The sequence below is a fragment of the Streptomyces radicis genome (assembly GCF_003626575.1).
In the GTDB taxonomy this organism is placed as follows: Bacteria; Actinomycetota; Actinomycetes; order Streptomycetales; family Streptomycetaceae; genus Streptomyces; species Streptomyces radicis.
On the sequence record NZ_RBDY01000023.1, the window covers coordinates 28,510 to 47,950 of the forward strand.

The window sequence follows — 19,441 nt, forward strand, 5'->3', positions numbered from 1 at the left end:
CTCAGGCCGCGGTGCGGTCGGTGTCCCGGTCCCAGTGCCGGTGGCAGGCGATCGCGTCGGCGAACGCCGTGATCACCGTCGAGACGTCGACGCCCTCGGCCCCGGTCACCACGCCCCGCTCGTCCACCACGCCGTCGCCGGGGCCCCCGTCGCCGTCCTCACCCTCGCCCGCCCCTTCGGTCGCGAGCCGCACCCCTGGCAGCGCGAGCGCGCGCAGCAGCTCGACGCCCTCGCCGAGCGCCGCGATCGGCTTGCCGTGCTTGAACGCCTCGGCGACATAGTGCCGCGCCGACCCGTCGTCGCCCAGCGCCCGCACGCTCTCGACGCCCCCCGGCACGCACACCGCGTCGTACAGGACCGACGCCATGGTGCTCATCGCGCGGTCCACCGTCACCGGCTCCGTTCCCGATGGGCCCTCGGCCGAGCGCACCTCGCCGTCCCTGGCCGCCAGCACCTCGGGGATCGCGCCGCCGCCCGCGAGCGCGTCGCGCAGCGCCTCGACATGGGCCGCGTCCACGCCGTCCGCCGCCAGGATGGCGACGCGGCGCGTGGCGATCGAGCCGGTGGGGCTGTTGGCCAGGCTCAGCGCGGGCGAGGTCCGCCCGTGGTTGGCGACCGCCGGCTCCTTGGGCGGCGGCACCCCGATGCCCTCGGCGACGCGCGTGGCCAGCGTGTGGTCGATGTGGTTGAGCTGGTCCACGGTCCGCTCGCGCACCTCGGCGAACGTCACCTTGCCCAGCTCGAAGCGGTAGGCGGCGACGATGTGGTCCTTCTCCCAGTCGGCCATGCTGTTCCAGAAGAGCGTCGCCTGGCCGTGGTGGTCGGCGAAGCTGTCGCTCCGCTTCTTGATCGTCGCGCCGTCCACGCGCTCCTGGTGGTGCGCGTACGCGCCCGCGTCGGGCGCGGCGAGCGCGGGGCAGCCGCCGGAGAGGGAGTTGGGCGTGTAGCTCGTGCGCCCCACGTCGATCCGCTGCTGGCCGTAGCCGTCCCGCTGCGTCGTGGTCACGGTGGACACGGGCCGGTTCACCGGTATCTGCTGGAAGTTGGGGCCGCCGAGCCGGATCAGCTGGGTGTCGAGATAGGAGAAGTTGCGGCCCTGGAGCAGCGGATCGTTGGTGAAGTCGATGCCCGGCACCACATGGGCCGTGTGGAACGCCACCTGCTCGGTCTCGGCGAAGAAGTTGTCGGGGTTGCGGTCCAGGATCATCCGCCCGACCGGCAGGAGCGGCACCGTCTCCTCGGGGATCAGCTTCGTCGCGTCGAGCAGGTCGAAGTCGAACCTGAACTCATCCTCCTCGGGCACCAGTTGGAGGCACAGCTCGTACTCGGGGAAGTCGCCCTGCTCGATGGACTCCCACAGGTCACGGCGGTTGAAGTCCGGGTCCTTGCCCGCGATCGCCTGCGCCTCCTCCCACACGAGCGAGTGCGCGCCCAGCGTGGGACGCCAGTGGAACTTGACGAACGTGCCCCGCCCCGCCGCGTTGACCAGCCGGAACGTGTGCACCCCGAAGCCCTGCATCATCCGGTAGCTGCGCGGGATCGCCCGGTCGGACATCAGCCACATCACCGTGTGCATCGACTCGGGCTGGAGCGAGCAGAAGTCCCAGAACGTGTCGTGCGCGGACGCCGCCTGCGGCATCTCGTGGTGCGGCTCGGGCTTCACCGCGTGCACGAAGTCGGGGAACTTGACGGCGTCCTGGATGAAGAACACCGGAAAGTTGTTGCCCACCAGGTCGTAATTGCCCTCGCGCGTGTAGAACTTGGTGGCGAAGCCGCGCACGTCCCGCACCGTGTCGGCCGAGCCGCGCGAGCCCGCGACCGTCGAGAACCGCACGAACACCGGCGTCTCGCGCGCCGGGTCCTGGAGGAAGTCCGCCTTGGTGTACTCGGTGAGCGACTCATAGGGCCTGAAGCGCCCGTACGCCCCCGCGCCCCGCGCGTGCACCACGCGCTCGGGTATGCGCTCGTGGTCGAAGTGGGTGACCTTCTCGCGGAAGTGGAAGTCCTCGAGCAGGGTCGGGCCGCGCTCCGAGACCCGCAGTGAGTTGTCCGTGTCGTCGACCGGGGTGCCCGAGGCCGTCGTCAGTGGTCCCTCGTCCTGGTGGTCGCGCGACGGCTCCAACTGCTCCCGCTTGGCGGAGGCTTCGTCGTCCGGCATGGGTGACTCCCCTTCCTGTGCTCCGGTTCCCTGGGCTCCGGTGCGGCGCTCCGGTGCGTGGGCACGCGGCGGCCTCACGAGCCGACCCCTGGCGCGGCGCTGCTCATCCCTCCAGCGTCGGGGGCGCGCAGCGCGGCCACCAGTTCGTCGGCGCGATCGGGTGCCCCGATCAGCTCGTCCCTACGCCGCCGCGCCGCCACCCGGCCCCGGTCGAGGCACCAGGTGAGCCACACGTCGAGCCGCCGCGCGTCGACGCGTTCCCCCGGCACGAGCGCGGGCCACCGGCACGCCCTGGCCTGCGCCGAGACCTTGGCCCCGCCGCGCACGGGGTCGATCGCGATGGCGGGGACGCCGCCGCGCAGCGCCAGCACGAGGCCGTGCAGCCGGTCCGTCACGACCGCGTCGAGCCGTTCGACCACCGACTGGAACTGCTCGGCCGTCCCGCACAGCAGCCCGTCCCGCGAGTCGAGGCGGCTCTCGAGCACCACGGGCGCGCAGTCCTTGCCCGCGAGCCAGTCCCGCACCGACGCGGCCACCACGTCGTGCAGCCGCGCGTCCCCGTACTCGCGCTGCCCCGATGTCAGCAGCACCCCGACCACGGGCGTCGCGGCCCCGCGCGGCGCGCGCAGCGACAGGTCCCTGGTGGGCTGGCCGCTCGTCCCGTCCCGCGCGAGCACCTCGTGGAATCCCGTCAACGCGGGGTCACCGCGGTCGATCGCCGAGACCCCCACGGCCACCCTGCGGCAGTGCGCGAACCGCTCGTGCAGCTCCGCGATCCGCGGCCCGTGCACGGGCCCGCACACGAACACCAGCAGCCCGTAGTCCTCGGGCCTGATGTCGTCGATGGCCCGCCCGCGCGGCTCGAAGCGCGGGCTCCACGCCACGTCGTAGCGCATCCCCGCCTCGTCGAGCACGTGCCGCACCCGGTCGAGGGCCAGCACGTCCCCCGCCGTCACCTCGCCGTCCACCAGGCTGAACCAGCCGGTCAGCAGCGTTCTCCCGCCATCGCTCGCGCCATCGCCCGCGCCGTCGCTCGTCATCAGGGCCGAGTCCCCTGGCCCCCGGGGGCGAAACGGCGGCGGGCCCGCGTTGCGCCCGTTTGGACCCATCGCCGCGGGGCACTCGGCGCCCGTGTCCACACCTCTGGTGGGGGTGGTGATCGCCACCCGCAATCGCGCGTCCAGCCTGGTCACCACGCTGGACCGGCTGACGTCCCTGCCGGAGCGCCCACCCGTCCTCGTCGTGGACAACGCCTCGTCCGACGGCACGCCCGCGCTGCTCGCCGAGCGCTTCCCCGGCGTCCAGGTGCTCGCCCTGCCCCGCAACAGGGGCGCGCTGGCGCGCAACGACGGCGTGCGGTCCCTGCCCGCGCGCTACATCGCCTTCAGCGACGACGACTCCTGGTGGGAACCGGGCGCGCTGGCCGCCGCCGCCGAGCTGATGGAGGCCAACCCCGGGATCGGCCTGGTCGCCGCCAGGACCGAGGTCGGCCCGCGGCGCGCCCCCGACCCGCTCAACGCCGTGCTCGCGGGCTCCCCGCTCACCCGCCGCCCCGACCTGCCGGGCCCGCCCGTGCTCGGCTTCCTCGGCTGCGCCGCCGTCGCCCGCCGCTCGGCGTTCCTCGACGTCGGCGGCTACCACCCGCTGCTGTTCTTCGGCGCCGAGGAGACCCTGCTCGCCTACGACCTCGCCGCCGCGGGCTGGGACGTCTGCTACGCGCCCCGCGTCACCGCCGTCCACCACCCGTCGACCGACCCCCGCGCCCGCCGGTCCACGCTGGTCCGCCGCAACGAGGTCCTCACGTCGTGGCTGCGCCGCCCCCTTCCCGTCGCGCTGCGCGACACGTGGCGGCTGGCCCGCGAGGCACCAGGCGACCGCGCGGCGCGGCGCGCCCTCGGCCAGCTGGTGCCGCGGCTGCCCGCGGCCTGGCGCGGCCGCCGCACGCTGCCCGACGACGTGGAGGCCGATGTCCGACGACTCGAACGCCTGGAGCTGAGCCATGCCGCCGGATGACCGCGTCTCCGTGGTGATCATCACCCGCGACCGCAGGGCCGAGCTGCTGCACACCCTCGACCGGCTCGCGGCGCTCCCCGAGCGCCCCCGCGTGCTCGTCACCGACAACGGCTCGACCGACGGCACGGCCGACGCCGTGGCCGCCGCGCACCCCGAGGTCCGCGTGCTGACCCCGGGGGCCAACCTGGGCGCGGTCGGCCGCAACCTCGCCCTGCGCGAGGTCACCTCGCCCTATGTCGCCTTCTGCGACGACGACACGTGGTGGGACCCCGGCTCGCTCGCCGCCGCCGCCGACCTGCTCGACGCGCACCCGGCCGTCGGCGCGGTGACCGCGCGGATCCTCGTGGAGCCCGGGGGAGAGGAGGACCCGATCGTCGCCGAGCTGCGCTCCTCGCCCCTGCCGCGGCCCGGGTGGCTGCCTGGACCCGCGCTCGGCTCGTTCCTCGCCGCGGCCACGGTGCTGCGCACGGACGCGTTCCGGGCGGCGGGCGGCTTCTCGCGGCGGCTGTGGCTCGGCGGCGAGGAGGAGCTGCTCGCCGCCGACCTGATGGCGCGCGGTTGGTGGCTGATGTTCGACGAGAGCCTGACGATCCACCACGCGCCGTCGGCGGTGCGCGACGCCACGCGCCGCAGGGCGGACGGCATCAGGAACACGCTCTGGTTCACCTGGCTGCGCCGCCCGGCCCGCCCGGCCCTGCGCCGCACCGCGCACCTGCTGCGCACCGTCCCCCGCGACCGCGCCACGGCCGGAGCCCTGCTCCGCGCGGCCGCGGGTCTTCCGTGGATCCTGCGCTCCCGCGACCCCGTCCCGCCGCCCGTCGAGGCGCGGCTGCGCACGCTCGAGACGGCCCAACGCGCCTCGACGGCCCGGCGTTATGTGGGGTGACGCCGTCCCCCTCAGGGGGCGGGCAAGGGGCCGATGACCGTGCGGAGCCTGTTGAGCAGGGGATTGCTGCGCTTGTGCAGCGAGTCGACGACGCGCAGCACCTCGAGGGCCATGGGGTGGATCCGCACCATCTGGGGGGCGATCCGGTGCGCCCTCGCGAGGCTCTCGAGGGCGGCGCCCGCGTCGCCGGTGTCGAGCTGGGCGCGGGCCTGGGCGATGAAGCTGGGCGCGAGCCGCGTCGGGGGCAGGCCCGCGAGCGCGGTGGCGAGGTCCCCTGTGAGGGCGAGCGCCTTCTTGGGCTTCTTGAGGTCGACGAGCGTGGCCATCTCGTGGGTCAGGGCGTTGCGCGGCCCGAACGTCAGCCCGTGGACGCGGAAGTCGTCGGGGAACGACGCGCACAGCCGCCGCGCGTACTGGATGTGCTTGTCCGCCTGCCGCTCGGCCTCCCGCTTGTCCGGCAGCCGCCCCGCCAGCGTCATGCCGCGCAGGTGCAGGATCCCGGTGGCGATCGCGCGCCGCTCGCCCGTCAGCCGCTCCTCCGCGGCGCCGATGGCGCGGTCGATCACGGTCAGACCGCCCTCGCAGTCCCCGAAGTTGAGATACGTCCCCGCCCTGTCCCGGTCCGCGATCGCCTGGACGAGCGGGTCGGCCCGCTGCTCGGCCGCCCACCGCTGCCGCGCCACCGCGACCTCGGCCAGGTCCATCCAACGGTGCCGCGCGGCCAGCCAGTAGACGGCCGAGTAGGTCTCGGCGAGCGCCGCCCACGCCTCGGTGGTGTGGGCGTCGTGCGCGTGGGCCGTCACCTTGCGCAGCAGGGGCGGCAGTATGCCGGTGAGCCGGGTCAACTCCACGGCGTCGCGCAGCTCGCTGACCCGCCGCAGGTCCGCGGCGACCTCGGCGGGCTCGACGGCCACCGCTCCCGGCAGGTCGAAGTCGCGCATGGCGCCGCGCAGATCGCGCAGCGACTCGGCCTCGGCCGCCGCGACGGGCGCCTTGCCGAGCACCTCGTCCATCGTGAGTCCCATGGCTCTGCCGAGCGCCGCGGCGGCGGCCGGGGTGAGCGTCCGGCTGCCCACCTCGATCTTGGACAGCAGGGACACCGAGATGTTCGCCTTGCGCGCGAGGCCCACCTGTGACATGCCGCGCGCGGCACGGAGCTTCGCCAAGTGGGTCCCCGGCGCGATCTGATGCGAGGTCATGCCACCATGGTGGCACTGACACAGACGACTCATGTGGTCACTTTGTGCAACGAGTGTGCAAGCACCTTTCCGGTGCCAGCCGGTTTACTCAGGGTGATGACTCAAGCACCCCTCTCACGCCCATGGGAGGCGCCCCCGTGTCGGACCCTCGTGCAACGAACCCCGCGGCCCCCGAGTGGTTGCCCGCCGCCGCGGAGGAGATCCGCCGTGTGCCGTGCGGGCGTTGGTTCGACGCCGTGCGCGTGCCCTGCGTGGTCAGCATCGGCGCGTTCGCCCGCCTCGGCGGCGCCGTCGGCCCCGTGGTGGGCGACCAGCGGGCAGGGCAGCACTGGTGGCTCGTCCCCTCGGGCGGGGCGGTCGGCTGGGCGCTGCCCGGGGTCGGTGTGGCCGCCGCGGGGCGGACGTTGCTCGTCCCCGCCGCCGACGCCCCCGCCACCGCCGCGCTGTGGTGGGCCAGCCCGCCGCAGGGCCCGCTGACCGATCCGCCGCTGCTGCGCGCGGCGTTGAACGACGAGTTGGCCGGGCACCGCGCCCTGACCCGCCCCTACCGATCCGTCGAGTGCGGCATCGGCCAGCACCCCGGGTGCCGCCACGGCACCACCCCGACCATGGCCCACCCCGACGTCTACGGCGTCCGCGTCGAGCCATGCGCCTGCCCATGCCACCCCCCTGCGGGGGGCTGAGCCGTTTCCGCGCGGTGGCGCGCGGGTTCCCCTGCGGGGGGCTGGTGCGCTTGGGCGGGTGCCGCGCGTTCCCCTGCGGGGGGTGGATGGGTTCCCACTGTGGTGGGTTGGTGTTGCCGGTGGGCTGGGCGGGTTCCCCTGCGGGGGGCTGGTGCGCTTGGGCGGGTGGTGTGGTTCGCCTGAGGGAGGCGGGTCCGTTGCCGCCGTGGGGGCTGCCAGTGGGCGGTGCGCGCTTCGCGCGGCGTGGGGAGTCGCTTGCGTGGTGCGGGGTCCCCTGCGGGGAGCTGATCCCCCGCCGGGGGCGGGTCCGTCTCGTGGTGGTGTGCGGGGTGCCTCCCTACGGGAGGCGGGTATGCGGGCGCCGCCAGCGGGTGTCGCGTGGGGGTGACGGCGTGGTCAGCTGGTTTCCCTGCGGGAAGCGAACGCGCGGGGGGCGGGTCCGTTGCCGCCGTGGTGGTGGGCTGGTGCCGTCGATTGGCTGCGCGTGCGTTTTGCGGCCTGTTTCCCTGCGGGGAGCTTGCCCCCCTGCGGAGGGCTGAGGCGTTGCCACTGTGGTGCGCTGGTGCTGCCGGTGGGCGGTGTGCGCGCCGCGCGGAGTTGCCTGCGTGCTGGTGCCCGCGACAGGCAACTCCGCAGCGCGAACGCGCGGTCCGCTCCGCGGGGAACCCCCCGCACCCCTCCGCGGCAGCGGAACGCGCGCACCACCGCGACAGGCAACTCCGCACGCCACGCGTGGGAAACGGCCCCTCGTGGGGGCCCGCGTCGCCTGCGACAGCGCGCCAGCTCCCTGCGGGGGACTGCGCACCGACCGTGTGGGAATGGGCCCTGCGGGGGCCTGTGTTACCTGCCACTGCACGCCAGCCCCCCGCAGGGGAATGTGCACCCCGCAGGGGAAACGCGGGCCGCAAAAACGTACGTGCAGCCCGCAGACAGCACCAGCTCACCACTGCGTGGGACGCGGCTCAGCTCCCCGCAGGGGAATGCGCTCTCCGCGGGGGAAACGCGGGCCGCAAAAACGTACGCGCAGCCCACCGGCAGCACCAGGTCACCACCGCGTGGGACGCGGCTCAGCTCCCCGCAGGGGAACGCGCTCCCCGCAGGGGAAACGCGCGGGCCAGCGCAGCGATGACCTCGTTCGGGTGGATTCCCAGGAGGCGTGCGTCCGGGGCCGGGGCGTGTGGGTCGCCGCTCGGGGGGCCGTGCCACAGCGCGATGTGCCGTGGGTCGGGCGGTGGGCCCCAGAGCGCGGGGGAGACCGGGCCGAACAGCGTGACCGAAGGGGTGCCCAGCGCCGTCGCCAGGTGCGAGACGCCCGTGTCCCCGACCACCACGGCCCGCGCCCCCGCCACCAGCGCCGCGAGGCGCGGGAACGGCAGCGCCGCGGGCCCGGCGAGGACCGCCGATGGCGGCAGGCCCGCCGCCTCGGCCACCGACGCCGCCAGGTCGCCCTCGTCAGGGCCACCGGTCACCACCACCCGCTCGCCCGCGTCCACCAGCGCGCGCCCCACCTCGCCGAAACGCGCCCCCGGCCAGCGCCGCGCGCCCGCGTCCGCGCCGGGGTGGAGCACCACCGCGCCGGGCGCGGGGGAGCGCACGCCCTCGGGCGGCGCGATCCGCAGGTCCGACGGGTCGGCGGGGACGCCGTACCACTCCACCAGGCGGCACCAGCGGGCGCGTTCGTGCTCGTCGGCCACCCAACGGGGGCCCCCGCCGTCCGCGTAGCCGAACACCCGCCCGGGGCGCAGCGCGCACAGCACCGCGAAGCTCTCGGGCCCGTTGCCGTGCAGGTCGACCGCCACGGTGGGCGCGCGCCCCGACCACGGGACGCGCTCGGGCACCGCGCGGCCCGCGCCGCCCACGGGCACCAGCTCGTCGACCGCGCCCGTGGCCGTGACCGCCTCGGCGAGCCAGGCGGGCGCGGCCAGCGCGATCCCGTGCTCCGGGTACGCGCGCCGCAGGGCGCGCAACGCGGGAACGGCCGTCAGCAGGTCGCCGAGACCCAGCGCCCGCAGGGCAAGCACGCGCCCGGCGCGCGCCCCGCTCATGGCACCCTGAACGCCGCGCGCCGCGCCAGCTCCGTCGTGGACCGGCCGTCCAGATAGGGCAGGACGAGCGTCTGCCCGCCCCACTCGCGCAGCGCCGCCGCCTCGGGCAGGTCGCGCACGCTGTAGTCGCCGCCCTTGACCCACACGTCGGGCCGCAGCCGCCGCAGCAGCGCCTCGGGGGTGTCCTCGTCGAACGCCGCGACCGCGTCCACGCAGCCGAGGCCCGCGAGCACCCTGATGCGGTCGGCCGCCGGGTTGAACGGGCGCCCCTGGCCCTTCAACCGCCGCACGGAAGCGTCGGAGTTGACGCACACGATGAGGCAGTCGCCCGTGCGGCGCGCGTCCTGGAGGAACTGCACGTGCCCCGCGTGCAGCAGGTCGAAGCAGCCACCGGCCGCGACGACCGTGCCGCCCCCGGCGCGCACCGCCTCCACCAGCGCGAACGGGTCGCCGCCCGCCCGCGGCGCGGCGGGCTCGCCGCCCACGGTCGGCCCCTCCCCGGCGCCGAGCGACGCCATGCCGCCCAGGCCGACGAACGTGGCCGCCGCCTCGGTGGCCAGGCCGACCGCCTCGGGCGGCAGCCCGCCGTCGGCCAGGACGCACGCGGCCGTCGCCGCGAAACAGTCGCCCGCGCCGCACGGGTCGCCGTCGTGCTCCTTCGCCAGGGGAACGTAGAGCGGGTCGTCGCAGTGGGCGCGGGCCAGCACCGCGCCCCGGCAGCCCAGGGTCACCGCGACCGCCGCCGCGCCCCAGCGCTCGGCGAGCAGCGCCCCGCGCCTGCTGTGCGCCCTGAGCGTGTCCCCCTCGCCGCCTTCCGCGCCGCAGAACAGCCGGGCCTCGCGCTCGTTGGGCGTGACCAGGCGCGTCGACGGCACCGGCGCGCGCCCGCGCGGATGGGGGTCCCACACCACGGGCACGCGCCTGGCCGCCTCGGCGAGCGCCCCGCGCACGGCGGCGACCGTGCCCTGCCCGTAGTCCGCCACCAGGATCGCGCCCGCCTCCGCGAGCGCGCGCCGCACCGTGGGCCCGGCCGGGCCAGGCGTTCCGCCGCCCCGGTCCATCCGCACCACGGGCCGACCCCCGGCCAGCACACGGGACTTCACCGGGAGCGTTCCGTCGAGCGGCAGCTCGGCCAGGCGCACGCCGGGCGGCAGCATCGACCGCACCGCGTCGCTCGCCGGGTCGCCGCCGAGCGCGGCGACCAGCACGACCTCGCGCCCGTCCCGCGCGGCCAGCGCGGCGGCCACCCCGGCGCCGCCGGGGCGCGAACGCCGCCCCGCCACCTCGACGACCGGCACCGGCGCGTCGGGCGCCAGCCGCGTGGCGTCGCCCTCCACGTCCTCGTCGAGCAGCACGTCGCCGACGACGACGAGCGGCTTGCCCCTGACACCGTCGACACCGCTGACACCCCTGCCTCCGTGCGTCATGGCGTCTCCCCCCGGGGCAGCGCCGCGGGCATCGGCGTCTCGATCGCGGCGGGCTCGGCGAGCGCCGCGTCGAACGCCTCGCACAGCACATGGAGCGCGAGCAGGTGCGCCTCCTGCACGGTGGCCGCCGTGGGCGCGTCCACGCTGACGGCCGCGTCCGCCGCCGCGGCCAGCGGGTTGGGCGTGGGCCCGGTCATCGCCCACACCCGCAGCCCGGCGGCGCGGGCCGCGGTGCCCGCGCCCAGCAGGTTGTCGCTGCGGCCCGAGGTGGACATGAGCACCAGGACGTCGCCCGGCCTGCCGTGCGCGGCGACCTGGCGCGCGTAGACCTCGTCGAACCCGTAGTCGTTGCCGATCGCGGTGACGCTCGAGGTCTCGGCGTGCAGCGCGATCGCGGAGAACGGGCGGCGGTCGGCCGCGTAACGCCCCACGAGCTCGGCCGTCAGATGCTGCGCCTGGGCGGCGCTTCCGCCGTTGCCCGCCGCGAGCAGGCGCCCGCCGCGCGGCAGGACGTCCGCCAGGTGACGGCCCCAGGCGACGGTCTCGTCAAGACCTTCGGCCTCGTAGCGGCGCAGCGCGTCCGTGAGCGCCGCGCAGTGCTCGCGGGCGGTGTGCGATGCGTCGGTGCGCGGTGCGTCCATGGGCGGGTCCTCCTGAAGGGGCCTGGGCGGAACGGGGGTCGGGCGGAACGGGGTCGGGCCTCAGGCGCCGCTGACCTGCGCCGGGCTGCGGCTGCTGATCTCGCGGTAGACCTCCTCGGTGCCCGCGGCCACGGCCGCCCAGCAGTAACGGGTCAGCACCCGCCGCCGCCCCGCCGCACCCCTGGCGGCGCGCTCGTCGGGCGAGGCCAGCAGCGCGGTGACCGCGTCCGCGAGCGCGGCCGGGTCGCCCGGCGGCACGAGGCGCCCGGTGGCCGGGTCGGCGACCGTGTCGCGCATCCCGCCGACCGCGCTCGCCACCACGGGCACGCCGCACGCCATGGCCTCGAGCGGCACGATGCCGAACGGCTCGTAGTCCGCGGGGCACAGCACCAGGTCGGAGCCGCGCAGCAGCACCGGCACGTCGGCGCGCGCGAGGCCGCCGGTGAAACGGACCCGGTCGGCCACGCCGAGCGCGTCGGCCGCCCGGCGCAGCCGCCGCACCTCGGGGTCGTTCTCCAGGCGCCCGGCGCGCGGGCCGCCCGCGATCACCAGCTCGGCATCGGGGATCTTGGCCAGCGCCGCCAGCGACACCTCGGCGCCCTTGCGCGGCACCAGGCGGCCCAACTGGAGCAGCCGGTAGGGGAGTTCGCCGCGCGGCTCGGCCGGTCCCTCGGGGGTGAAACGGGTGGGGTCGACGCCGCAGGGCACCACCCTGATCCGGTCGGCGGGCAGCCCGAGCGCGGCCAGCTCCTCGACCTCGTCGCGGCATGTGGCCACGGTCCTGTCGCAGCTCAGGCCGATGTAGCGCTCCCAGGTGACCCGGTCGGCCGGGCTGGTGTCGGCGCTGCCCTGGTGGCGGCGCTTCACCGTGCCGAGCGCGTGGAACGTGTGCGCGAACGGCAGGGAGAGGCGCCGGGCGGCCTGGAGGGTGGCGACCCCGGACATCCAGAAGTGCGAGTGCACGACGTCGGGCGGGTCCGTCGTCCACTCCCGCTGGAGCACCGTTCCGAACTCCGGCATGAACGGCAGCAGCCGGTCCTTCGGCACGGCCGTGGCCGGGCCCGCGGTGACATGGCGGACCGCCACGCCGTCGCGCAGCCGCGCCACGGTGGGCAGGGCGGGGTCGTCGCGGCGGGTGTAGACGGTCACGGTGTTGCCGCGGTCGGCGAGCTCGGCCGCCAGCTGTGCCACGTGCACGTTCTGGCCGCCCGCGTCCTCGCCGCCCAGCGCGGCGAGCGGGCTCGCGTGCTCGGAGACGAGGGCGATGCGCAGCCCGTCGCGCCCGCCGCGTTCCCCCCTCCTCGTGGGGTGCTTCATCTGGTCTCCTTCGTGGATGCTCCGGCCTTCGGGCCGGGGAGGAAACGAAGCTCCTGTGGAGCAAGGCAGGGGAAGGCGGAGCCGTCCGTAACCTGCTGAGGAACGGCCGTCTCGCGCGCGCCATCTCGGACGCGGCCTGGACGGAACTGCGCTCCATGCTGGAGTACAAGTGCGCCTGGTACGGGCGTGAACTCGTGGTGATCGACCGATGGTTCCCCAGCTCCAGGCTGTGCGGGGCCTGCGGCACGGTCCGCGAGAAACTGCCGCTGAACGTCCGGACGTGGACGTGCGAGTGCGGCGCGGTGCACGACCGTGAGGTGAACGCGGCACGCAACGTCCTGGCCGCCGGGCTGGCGGCAGCGGCCTGTGGAGACGGTGTAAGACCTCAACGGGAGTCCTCCCGGACAGGGCAGTCGTCGATGAAGCAGGAACCCCAGCGGGCGACCGCTGGAACCCCCCGCCATGAGGCGGGAGAGGAAGTCAACAGCGGATCACCTCCTCCATCAGCAGGTCCCAGTCGTCGAGGAACCTCTTCAGGCCGTAGCGCTCGAGCGCCGCGTGGCGCGCGGCGCGGCCCGCCTCCGCCGCCGCGTCGGGGTCGCGCAGATAGCGGACGGCGGCCCGCGCCAGCACCTCGGGGCGGGTGGAGAGCACCCCGGCCTCCTCGGGGACCGCGTCGGCGACCTCGGTGGTGGACAGGGCGACGATCGGCATGCCCAGGTGCATCGCCTCGATCAGCGAGAGGCCGAGCGAGGTCCAGCGCACCGGGTGCAGATAGAGGCGCCGCCTGGCCAGCTCGTCGTGCAGCCGCGCCTGCGCGAGCTCGTAGCCGCGGCAGCGGTCCCACGGCACGCGCAGCCGCCTGGCCAGGCCCTCGGTGCGCATCCCGAACACGTCGAGCGGCGCCGACCCGGCGAGCAGCGGCAGCAGGTCGGTGCCGGTGGTGCGGCCGCGGCGCACGGGCTCGTTGACCACGACGGCGGCGCGTTCGAGCTCGCCGGTCCAGCGGTGCCCTGGATCCACCACGCCGTGCTCGACGACCGCGGTGGCGGTGGTGCCGCTGTCCCAGAACAGCCGGTTGAAGTGGGTGACATGGACGAGCAGCAGGTCGTCACGGTCGGCGCACGGGTGCCGGGTGTCGGGGATGTCCCCGATGGGCGCGTTGTGCTCCAGGTAGATCGCGGGCACGTCGCGGCCGGGGCGCCGCCCGCCGAGCCACCGCGCCGCGAGCTCCTCCTCGTGCGGGCGCTGGAGGACCACCAGGTCGACGGGCGCCTCGCGCAGCTCGTCGGGCGTCAGCTCGGTGACGGACGAGGGCCAGTGGTAGGTCCGCGCCCTGCCGAGCCCGTCGGGGCCGCGGTCGGGCAGGACCGGCACCAGGTAGGAGTGGCTGCCCTGGACGAACGCCGTGGTCCAGGAGCCGTGGACGTGCCAGATCAGGATGTTCATGCTGCCGCCCTCCGCTCGGTGGACCGTTCGGCGGACCGTGCCTTCCGCGCCCCGGGCCGTGCGACCGTCAGCGCCTCGACGGCGCTGACGACCTCCTCGTCGGTGATCGAGTCGAGGCACGGGTGGCCCGCCACCGGGCACAGCCGTGCCCTGGTGCCCGCGCACGCCGTGTCCTGCCTGCCGAGGCGCAGGTGCGGCACGCGGTAGGGCAGCCACCGGTCGGCGCTGACCACCGGCGAGAACAGGCTGACGATCGGGGTGCGCACGGCCGCCGCCAGGTGCGCGGGGCCCGTGTTGCCCGCCACGACCACCCGGGCGCGGGCCAACACCCCTGCCAGCTCGGGCAGTTCGGTGCGCCCGCCCAGGTCGGTCGCGTGCGTCCCCGCGACGCGCCGGGTCAGCGCCTCCTCGCCGGGGCTGCCGGTGACCACGACGCGGTGGCCCGCCTCGGCCAGCGCCTCGACGGCCCGCGCGGCGCGCGGCGGCGACCACGTGCGGGCGGGCACGGCCGCGCCCGGGTGCACCACGACATAGGGCTCGTCGCCCGCGAGCGCGCTGGTGTCCGGGTGCCCAGTGATCTCGAGCGCGCCGTCGTCGCCCGGCGGCAGGGCGAACCCGGCCGCCTCGGCCAGCTCCAGGGCCGCCGCCGCCTCGTGCCGGTAGGGCGCGCGCCGGTGGCGCAGGTCGAGCAGCGAGCCCGGGTAGTACTCGCTGTCCGCGCCGACCCAGGGCACGCCCGCCATCTTGAGCAGCAGCGCGGTGGGCAGCGGGCTCTGGTGGAACGACGCCAGGATCAGCGCCCGGTCGAACCGGCCCGCGGCCAGCCGTTCCACGAGCGCGTCCACCGCACCGCGCTCGACCGGGGGCGGAGAGAGGCTGACCCAGGGCGCGTCGTGCGTGACCAGGTCGTCGACCCCGGGCAGCAGCCGCCCCGCCGCCTCGCCGCGTGGGCCGCACAGCAGCGTCGTCCCCGCGGAGCCCGCCGCGACCGCGCGGATCGCGGGCCCCGCGAGCAGCACGTCGCCCGCGCTGTCGAGCCGCACGACCAGCGTGCGGGGCGCGTGGGGCCTGGTCGGGGGCCGGGTCGGTGGCGTGGTCGGGGGCGGGTGGCTCATGACGGGCGCCCCTCGGGGGTGGCGAGCACGGCGCGCACCGCGCTCAGCAGGTCGGGGGCGCACTCGCGCGCCGCGGCGATCTCGGCGCGCCGGGTGACGGGCGTCGGCACGAGCACGCCGCGCGCGCCCGCCGCGTGGGCCGCGGCCATGTCGGTGCCGATGTCGCCGATCACGGCCGAGCGGCGCGGCGAGACGCCGAGCCGCCCGCAGGCGGCGTAGACGAGCCCTGGCGCGGGCTTGCGGCACTGGCAGCCCTGCCAGGCGGCGTGGGGGCAGATCGCCCAGACGTCGAACGGGCCGAGCAACGCCTCCATGCGCCGCCGCACGGCCTCGATCCCGAAGCGGGTGAAGCGGCCGCGGGCCGCGCCCGACTGGTTGCTGACGACGCCCACCGCGACGTTCCGCGCGCGCAGCAGGTCGAGCGCCTCCCTGGCGCCGGGAAGGGGGCGCACCAGCTCGGGGTCCGCGTTGTAGGGGACGTCCTCGATCAGCGTGCCGTCGCGGTCGAACAGCACCGCGTCGGGGCCCCTCCCGGTCGGCCGCGCGGGGCGGCCGCCGGGCCACGGCGGCAGCATCCAGGGCCCGCCGGGGGGAGACCCCGCGGGCGGTCTCCTGCTCGTGGGTATCGAGGCGCTACTCATAAGCGTCTGAGTTGCCCGAAATAGCGGAATCAAACGGGATATATCCCTCGGCGCGATCGCTCGCCCGCCCGTCCGGCCTCGCGCGCGCCCGCGCGTCCGCCTCGGCCTGCGCCTGTGCCTCGGCCGCCGCCTCGCGCTCGCTCACCACCGAGCGGTGCCGCACGTGCCCGGCCAGCCAGTGGGCCACCGCCATCGGCGGGATCAGGGCGCTGGTGGTCAGCATCCGGCGCACCTCCTCCTTCGTGCGCGGCCCCGGCAGCACGCGCGCCGCCGCGAACTCCCCCGTGCCCACGAGCCACAGCGCGCCGAGCGCCGCCGCCGCCCCGCGCCGCCCGAGAGCCGCCGCGCCCAGCGCGGCCAGGCCCGCGGCCGTGATCGCCGCGTGGCGCGCGAGCCGCCCACGGGGCGCGTCGGCGCGCGCCCACCAGTCGGGGCCGTGCAGCCGCCGCATGAGCACGTCGTCCGCGTTGCCCGCCTGCTGGCGCACCGACACCCACGCGTCCGCGGGGCGCACGGGGTGCTGGGTGCGCCGCTCGCCCACGGCCAGGATCCAGCCCTTGGCCAGCACGCGCAGCGCCAGATCGGCGTCCTCGCGGAACGCCCTCGGGAACCGCTCGTCGAAGCCGCCCACCGATTCAAGGGCCGCCCTGCGGTAGGCCATGTCGGCGGTGATCCAGCGCGCCGTGGCGAGCCCCGCGGTGGAGCGCTCCCAGTCCGTTGGGGCCCGGTCGAGCGGCAGCGGCACGGTGATCCTGGCCTGCACGCCCGCGATGTCGGGGTCGGCCGCCGCCAGGTCACCGGCCAGCGCCGCCGCCCAGTCGGGCCCCGGCACCACGTCGTCGTCGAGGAACGCGATCCATGGCTCGGGCGAACGCCGCCAGCCGGTGTTCCGCGCGGCGGCAGGCCCGGCGCCCCGGCCCGGCACGATCTCCACCAGGTCGCGCAGCGCGGCGGGCACCGCGGCGGGCAGGGGGTTGGGGTCGTCGGGCGGGCGGTCGTCCACCAGCACGACGCGGGCGGGGCGCGGCCCCTCGCCCGCGGCGAGCGCCGTCAGCACGCGGCCGAGGCTGGGGCGCCCGAGCGTGGGGATCACCACCGCGTACGCGACCGCGCCCGCCTCCTCGTTCACGACCTGCCCCCGCCGTTCGCGCCCCCGCCGCCGCTGGCGAAGAACGCGGCCCTGCGCACCAGGAACGGGCCGATCGCCAGCACGTCCACGGGCGCCGAGCCGAAGCACTCGAGCGCGTCCCTCGGGTCGTCCACCATGGGGCGGCCCGCGGTGTTGAGGCTCGTGTTGACGACCACCGGCAGGCCCGTGCGCTCCTCGAAGCGGGCCAGCATCCGCGCCACGAGCGGCTCGTTCGCCGGGTCGACCGTCTGCACGCGGGCCGTGCCGTCCACGTGCACCACGGCCGGGATCCTCTCGCGCCACGCGGGCCGCACCTCGTGCACGAACAGCATGTAGGGGCTGGGCAGTTGGCCGTCGAACACATCGGCGGCCCGCCCCGCGAGCACCATCGGCGCCACGGGCCTGAACTGCTCGCGCCCCTTGATGTCGTTGAGCCGCTCCAGGTTGCCCGACCTGCCGGGGTGCGCGAGCAGCGAACGGTGGCCGAGGGCCCGCGGGCCGAACTCGGACCTGCCCTGGAACCACGCCACCACGGCGTTCTCCGACAGCGCCTCCGCCACCGCGACCGCCACGTCCTGCGGGCGCTCGAACGGCACGGCCGCCGTCTTGAGCCACGCCTCGATCTCCGCGTCCGACCAGCCGCGCCCCAGGTCGGCGCCGCGCGGCGGCACCGTCGGCGCCGTGTCCTCCACCGCCGCGTGCAGCAGCGCGCCGCCGAGCGCGGTGCCCGCGTCACCGGCCGCGGGCTGCACCCACACGCGGGAGAACGGGCCCTCGCGGGCGATCCGCGCGTTGGCGACGCAGTTGAGCGCGACGCCGCCCGCCATCGTCAGCGTCTCGTCGTGGGTGCGGCCGTGCAGCCAGCGCACCAGGTCGAGCAGCGTCTCCTCGAGCACCGTCTGCGCGCTGGCCGCCAGGTCCGCGTGGTCCTGCGTCCACGCCTTCTCGCCGTCCCTCGGCGGGGTCAGCTCCGCCCATGGCACGCCCATGGCGTGGAACCCCCCGTCGCCGGTCGGGTACACATGGCGCCGCAGCTCGGGCGCGAAGCGCGGCGTGCCGTAGGAGGCGAGCGCCATCACCTTGTACTCGTCGCTCGAGCGCAGAAAGCCCAGGTGCTCCGTCAACTCCTCGTAGACCAGGCCGAGCGAGTGCGGCAGCGCCTGGCCGGTGAGCGGCTCAAGGTGGTCGCCGACCCGGCGCGCCGCCAGGTGCGATGCCGACTCGCCGCGCCCGTCGAGCACGAGCACCGACGAGGTGTCGGCCGAGGGCGCGGCGAACGCGGACGACGCCGCGTGCGCCATGTGGTGCGGCACGAAGCGCACGATGTCCGGGTCGAGCCCGGGCAGGGCGGTCGCGAGGAAGCGCGGCGCCTCCCTCGCGTAGGTGAGCCGCAGCTCGTCCCACGGGTCGTCGAGGCCCATGGCCTCGGCGGGCCTGGCGAGCGTCGGGTCGAACGAGTAGACGACCGCGTCGAGGTCCTCGGGCCGTAGACCGGCCTGCCCGAGACACCAGGCGGCCGAGCGCTCGGGCAGCTCCCACGCGGAGAACGGCACGGGCCGCTTGCCGTGCTTGCGCCGGGAGAAACGCTCCTCCTCGGCGGCGGCCAGCACGCGCCCGTCGACGACGAGCGCCGCCGAGGGGTCGTGGAACAGGGCGTTGATACCTAGAACTCGCATGAACCCTCCGCGCACACCGGTCGGTTGTCGCCCCCTGAAAACCCGGGCCCTGAAAAGCCCGGGCCCTGAAAAGCCTTGAGAAGCCCCGGGAAGTACCTCAGCGCGCCGCGGCCGCCGCCCGCTCCCGGTACCACGCGATCGTGCGCGCCAGCCCCTCGTCGGGCGGCACGCGCGGCTCCCACTGCAACTTGCCGCGCGCCAGCGCGATGTCGGGGCACCGCACCGTCGGATCGTCCACGGGCCGCTCGATCAACCGCACCGTCGAGTCCGAACCCGCTAGCCGGATGACCAGATGTGCCAGATCCAGCATGGAAATCTCCGCTGGATTACCGATGTTGACCGGGCCGCGCAGGTCGGACTCCGCCATCGCCAGCACGCCGCGCACCGTGTCGTCCACATAGGTGAGCGAACGCGTCTGGTGCCCGTCACCCGTCACCGTCAGCGGCTCCCCGTCGAGCGCCTGCCGGACGAACGTCGGCACCGCCCGCCCGTCGTGCCCGCGCATCCGGGGGCCATAGGTGTTGAAGAGCCGCACGATCCCGGTGTCCGTCCCGTGCACCGCGGCCTCGGCCGCCGTCAGCGCCTCGCCGAAGCGCTTGGCCTCGTCGTATACGCTGCGCGGCCCGACCGGGTTGACATGCCCCCAGTACTCCTCGTTCTGCGGATGCTCCTTCGGGTCGCCGTACACCTCGGACGTCGAGGCCAGCACGCACCGCGCGCCGTGCCGCCTGGCGAGCGCGAGGGCGTTGCGCGTGCCGAGGCTGCCGGTCTCCAGCGTGTGGATCGGCAGCCTCAGATAGTCGGCGGGCGACGCGGGCGACGCGAAGTGCAGCACCAGGTCGGCCGGGCGCGCCACGTCGAACGGGTCGCACACGTCGGCCTCGATGAGCGAGAAGCCCTGCCGGTCGCGGAGGTGGTCGACATGCCGTGGGTCGGCCGTGCTCAGGTCGTCGATGCAGGTGACGGCCGCTCCCCGGTCGAGCAGCGCGGTGCACAGGTGCGAGCCGAGGAACCCGGCCCCGCCGGTGACGACGGCGTGTCGAAAACGCATGACATCTCCTC

General features: G+C 75.7%; 16 protein-coding genes and 1 pseudogene. 4 read left to right on the forward strand and 13 right to left on the reverse strand.

The genetic code is table 11. The annotated features are described in order from the left end of the window. Position 1 precedes the first annotated feature (1 nt). Both D7318_RS23745 and D7318_RS23750 read right to left on the reverse strand, forming a co-directional pair. A complete protein-coding gene (locus tag D7318_RS23745) occupies positions 2–2,158 on the reverse strand; it encodes a catalase (RefSeq protein ID WP_120699226.1) in 2,157 nt (718 codons plus the stop codon). Between the two features lie 74 nt (positions 2,159–2,232). Next, the gene (locus D7318_RS23750; RefSeq protein WP_120699227.1) at positions 2,233–3,198 is read right to left on the reverse strand and encodes a polysaccharide pyruvyl transferase family protein; all 966 of its coding nucleotides are present in this window, start codon (positions 3,196–3,198) and stop codon (positions 2,233–2,235) included. A 91-nt stretch (positions 3,199–3,289) separates the two neighbouring features. On the opposite strand from D7318_RS23750, the gene D7318_RS23755 reads away from it, so the two are divergent. Further along, positions 3,290–4,171, forward strand: a complete 882-nt coding sequence (locus D7318_RS23755; RefSeq protein ID WP_120699228.1) for a glycosyltransferase family 2 protein — start codon at positions 3,290–3,292, stop codon at positions 4,169–4,171. Further along, on the forward strand, positions 4,158–5,057 hold the full coding sequence (locus tag D7318_RS23760; RefSeq protein WP_120699229.1) for a glycosyltransferase family 2 protein: 900 nt from the start codon (positions 4,158–4,160) through the stop codon (positions 5,055–5,057). The genes D7318_RS23755 and D7318_RS23760 overlap by 14 nt, the downstream gene beginning before the upstream one ends. 11 nt (positions 5,058–5,068) lie before the next feature. On the opposite strand, the gene D7318_RS23765 is transcribed toward D7318_RS23760, so the two are convergent. Continuing rightward, positions 5,069–6,256 carry a helix-turn-helix domain-containing protein gene (locus D7318_RS23765; protein ID WP_120699230.1) on the reverse strand — a complete coding sequence of 396 codons (1,188 nt, stop codon included), beginning with the start codon at positions 6,254–6,256 and terminating at the stop codon, positions 5,069–5,071. Between the two features lie 137 nt (positions 6,257–6,393). Between D7318_RS23765 and D7318_RS23770 the strand changes: the two genes are divergently transcribed. Further along, positions 6,394–6,939 carry a hypothetical protein gene (locus tag D7318_RS23770; RefSeq protein WP_147437791.1) on the forward strand — a complete coding sequence of 182 codons (546 nt, stop codon included), beginning with the start codon at positions 6,394–6,396 and terminating at the stop codon, positions 6,937–6,939. 1,067 nt (positions 6,940–8,006) lie between these two features. Here D7318_RS23770 and D7318_RS23775 read toward each other — a convergent pair. From D7318_RS23775 to D7318_RS23790, 4 genes are read right to left on the reverse strand one after another with little or no spacing between them, the layout of a single operon-like run. Next, positions 8,007–8,984, reverse strand: coding sequence for a glycosyltransferase family 9 protein (locus D7318_RS23775; protein ID WP_120699232.1), 978 nt, complete (start codon positions 8,982–8,984; stop codon positions 8,007–8,009). Then, on the reverse strand, positions 8,981–10,411 hold the full coding sequence (gene rfaE2 / locus D7318_RS23780; RefSeq protein ID WP_120699233.1) for a D-glycero-beta-D-manno-heptose 1-phosphate adenylyltransferase: 1,431 nt from the start codon (positions 10,409–10,411) through the stop codon (positions 8,981–8,983). Before rfaE2 ends, D7318_RS23775 begins: the two co-directional genes overlap by 4 nt. Then, the gene (locus D7318_RS23785) at positions 10,408–11,052 is read right to left on the reverse strand and encodes a D-sedoheptulose-7-phosphate isomerase (RefSeq protein ID WP_120699234.1); all 645 of its coding nucleotides are present in this window, start codon (positions 11,050–11,052) and stop codon (positions 10,408–10,410) included. The genes rfaE2 and D7318_RS23785 overlap by 4 nt, the downstream gene beginning before the upstream one ends. A gap of 60 nt (positions 11,053–11,112) precedes the next feature. Further along, the gene (locus tag D7318_RS23790; protein ID WP_120699235.1) at positions 11,113–12,369 is read right to left on the reverse strand and encodes a glycosyltransferase; all 1,257 of its coding nucleotides are present in this window, start codon (positions 12,367–12,369) and stop codon (positions 11,113–11,115) included. 83 nt (positions 12,370–12,452) lie between these two features. Here D7318_RS23790 and D7318_RS23795 point away from each other — a divergent pair. Beyond that, positions 12,453–12,830: pseudogene (locus tag D7318_RS23795) on the forward strand (zinc ribbon domain-containing protein); the annotation flags it as partial. Positions 12,831–12,849: 19 nt separating this feature from the next. Here D7318_RS23795 and D7318_RS23800 read toward each other — a convergent pair. The 6 genes from D7318_RS23800 to D7318_RS23825 all read right to left on the reverse strand — a co-directional run bounded on the left by D7318_RS23800 (position 12,850) and on the right by D7318_RS23825 (position 19,430). Further along, entirely contained in the window at positions 12,850–13,818 is a 969-nt protein-coding gene (locus D7318_RS23800; RefSeq protein ID WP_120699236.1) for a glycosyltransferase, read from the reverse strand. Beyond that, on the reverse strand, positions 13,815–14,933 hold the full coding sequence (locus D7318_RS23805; RefSeq protein ID WP_120699237.1) for a glycosyltransferase family 9 protein: 1,119 nt from the start codon (positions 14,931–14,933) through the stop codon (positions 13,815–13,817). The genes D7318_RS23800 and D7318_RS23805 overlap by 4 nt, the downstream gene beginning before the upstream one ends. Next, on the reverse strand, positions 14,930–15,508 hold the full coding sequence (locus D7318_RS23810) for a D-glycero-alpha-D-manno-heptose-1,7-bisphosphate 7-phosphatase (protein ID WP_230424014.1): 579 nt from the start codon (positions 15,506–15,508) through the stop codon (positions 14,930–14,932). The genes D7318_RS23805 and D7318_RS23810 overlap by 4 nt, the downstream gene beginning before the upstream one ends. Positions 15,509–15,566: 58 nt before the next feature. Next, entirely contained in the window at positions 15,567–16,703 is a 1,137-nt protein-coding gene (locus D7318_RS23815) for a glycosyltransferase family 2 protein (RefSeq protein ID WP_120699239.1), read from the reverse strand. Beyond that, positions 16,700–18,379 (reverse strand): carbamoyltransferase family protein, encoded by a 1,680-nt coding sequence (locus tag D7318_RS23820; protein WP_120699240.1) that lies wholly within the window; start codon positions 18,377–18,379, stop codon positions 16,700–16,702. The genes D7318_RS23815 and D7318_RS23820 overlap by 4 nt, the downstream gene beginning before the upstream one ends. Before the next feature lie 97 nt (positions 18,380–18,476). Further along, positions 18,477–19,430 carry an NAD-dependent epimerase/dehydratase family protein gene (locus D7318_RS23825; RefSeq protein ID WP_120699241.1) on the reverse strand — a complete coding sequence of 318 codons (954 nt, stop codon included), beginning with the start codon at positions 19,428–19,430 and terminating at the stop codon, positions 18,477–18,479. Positions 19,431–19,441 lie beyond the last annotated feature (11 nt).

Coding starts and splice junctions, on each gene's coding strand:
- D7318_RS23745 (WP_120699226.1), bottom strand. CDS start 2,158: ATGCCGGACGACGAAGCCTCCGCCAAGCGGGAGCAGTTGGAGCCGTCG.
- D7318_RS23750 (WP_120699227.1), bottom strand. CDS start 3,198: ATGACGAGCGACGGCGCGGGCGATGGCGCGAGCGATGGCGGGAGAACG.
- D7318_RS23760 (WP_120699229.1), top strand. CDS start 4,158: ATGCCGCCGGATGACCGCGTCTCCGTGGTGATCATCACCCGCGACCGC.
- D7318_RS23765 (WP_120699230.1), bottom strand. CDS start 6,256: ATGACCTCGCATCAGATCGCGCCGGGGACCCACTTGGCGAAGCTCCGT.
- D7318_RS23775 (WP_120699232.1), bottom strand. CDS start 8,984: ATGAGCGGGGCGCGCGCCGGGCGCGTGCTTGCCCTGCGGGCGCTGGGT.
- rfaE2 (WP_120699233.1), bottom strand. CDS start 10,411: ATGACGCACGGAGGCAGGGGTGTCAGCGGTGTCGACGGTGTCAGGGGC.
- D7318_RS23785 (WP_120699234.1), bottom strand. CDS start 11,052: ATGGACGCACCGCGCACCGACGCATCGCACACCGCCCGCGAGCACTGC.
- D7318_RS23790 (WP_120699235.1), bottom strand. CDS start 12,369: ATGAAGCACCCCACGAGGAGGGGGGAACGCGGCGGGCGCGACGGGCTG.
- D7318_RS23800 (WP_120699236.1), bottom strand. CDS start 13,818: ATGAACATCCTGATCTGGCACGTCCACGGCTCCTGGACCACGGCGTTC.
- D7318_RS23805 (WP_120699237.1), bottom strand. CDS start 14,933: ATGAGCCACCCGCCCCCGACCACGCCACCGACCCGGCCCCCGACCAGG.
- D7318_RS23810 (WP_230424014.1), bottom strand. CDS start 15,508: ATGCTGCCGCCGTGGCCCGGCGGCCGCCCCGCGCGGCCGACCGGGAGG.
- D7318_RS23820 (WP_120699240.1), bottom strand. CDS start 18,379: ATGCGAGTTCTAGGTATCAACGCCCTGTTCCACGACCCCTCGGCGGCG.
- D7318_RS23825 (WP_120699241.1), bottom strand. CDS start 19,430: ATGCGTTTTCGACACGCCGTCGTCACCGGCGGGGCCGGGTTCCTCGGC.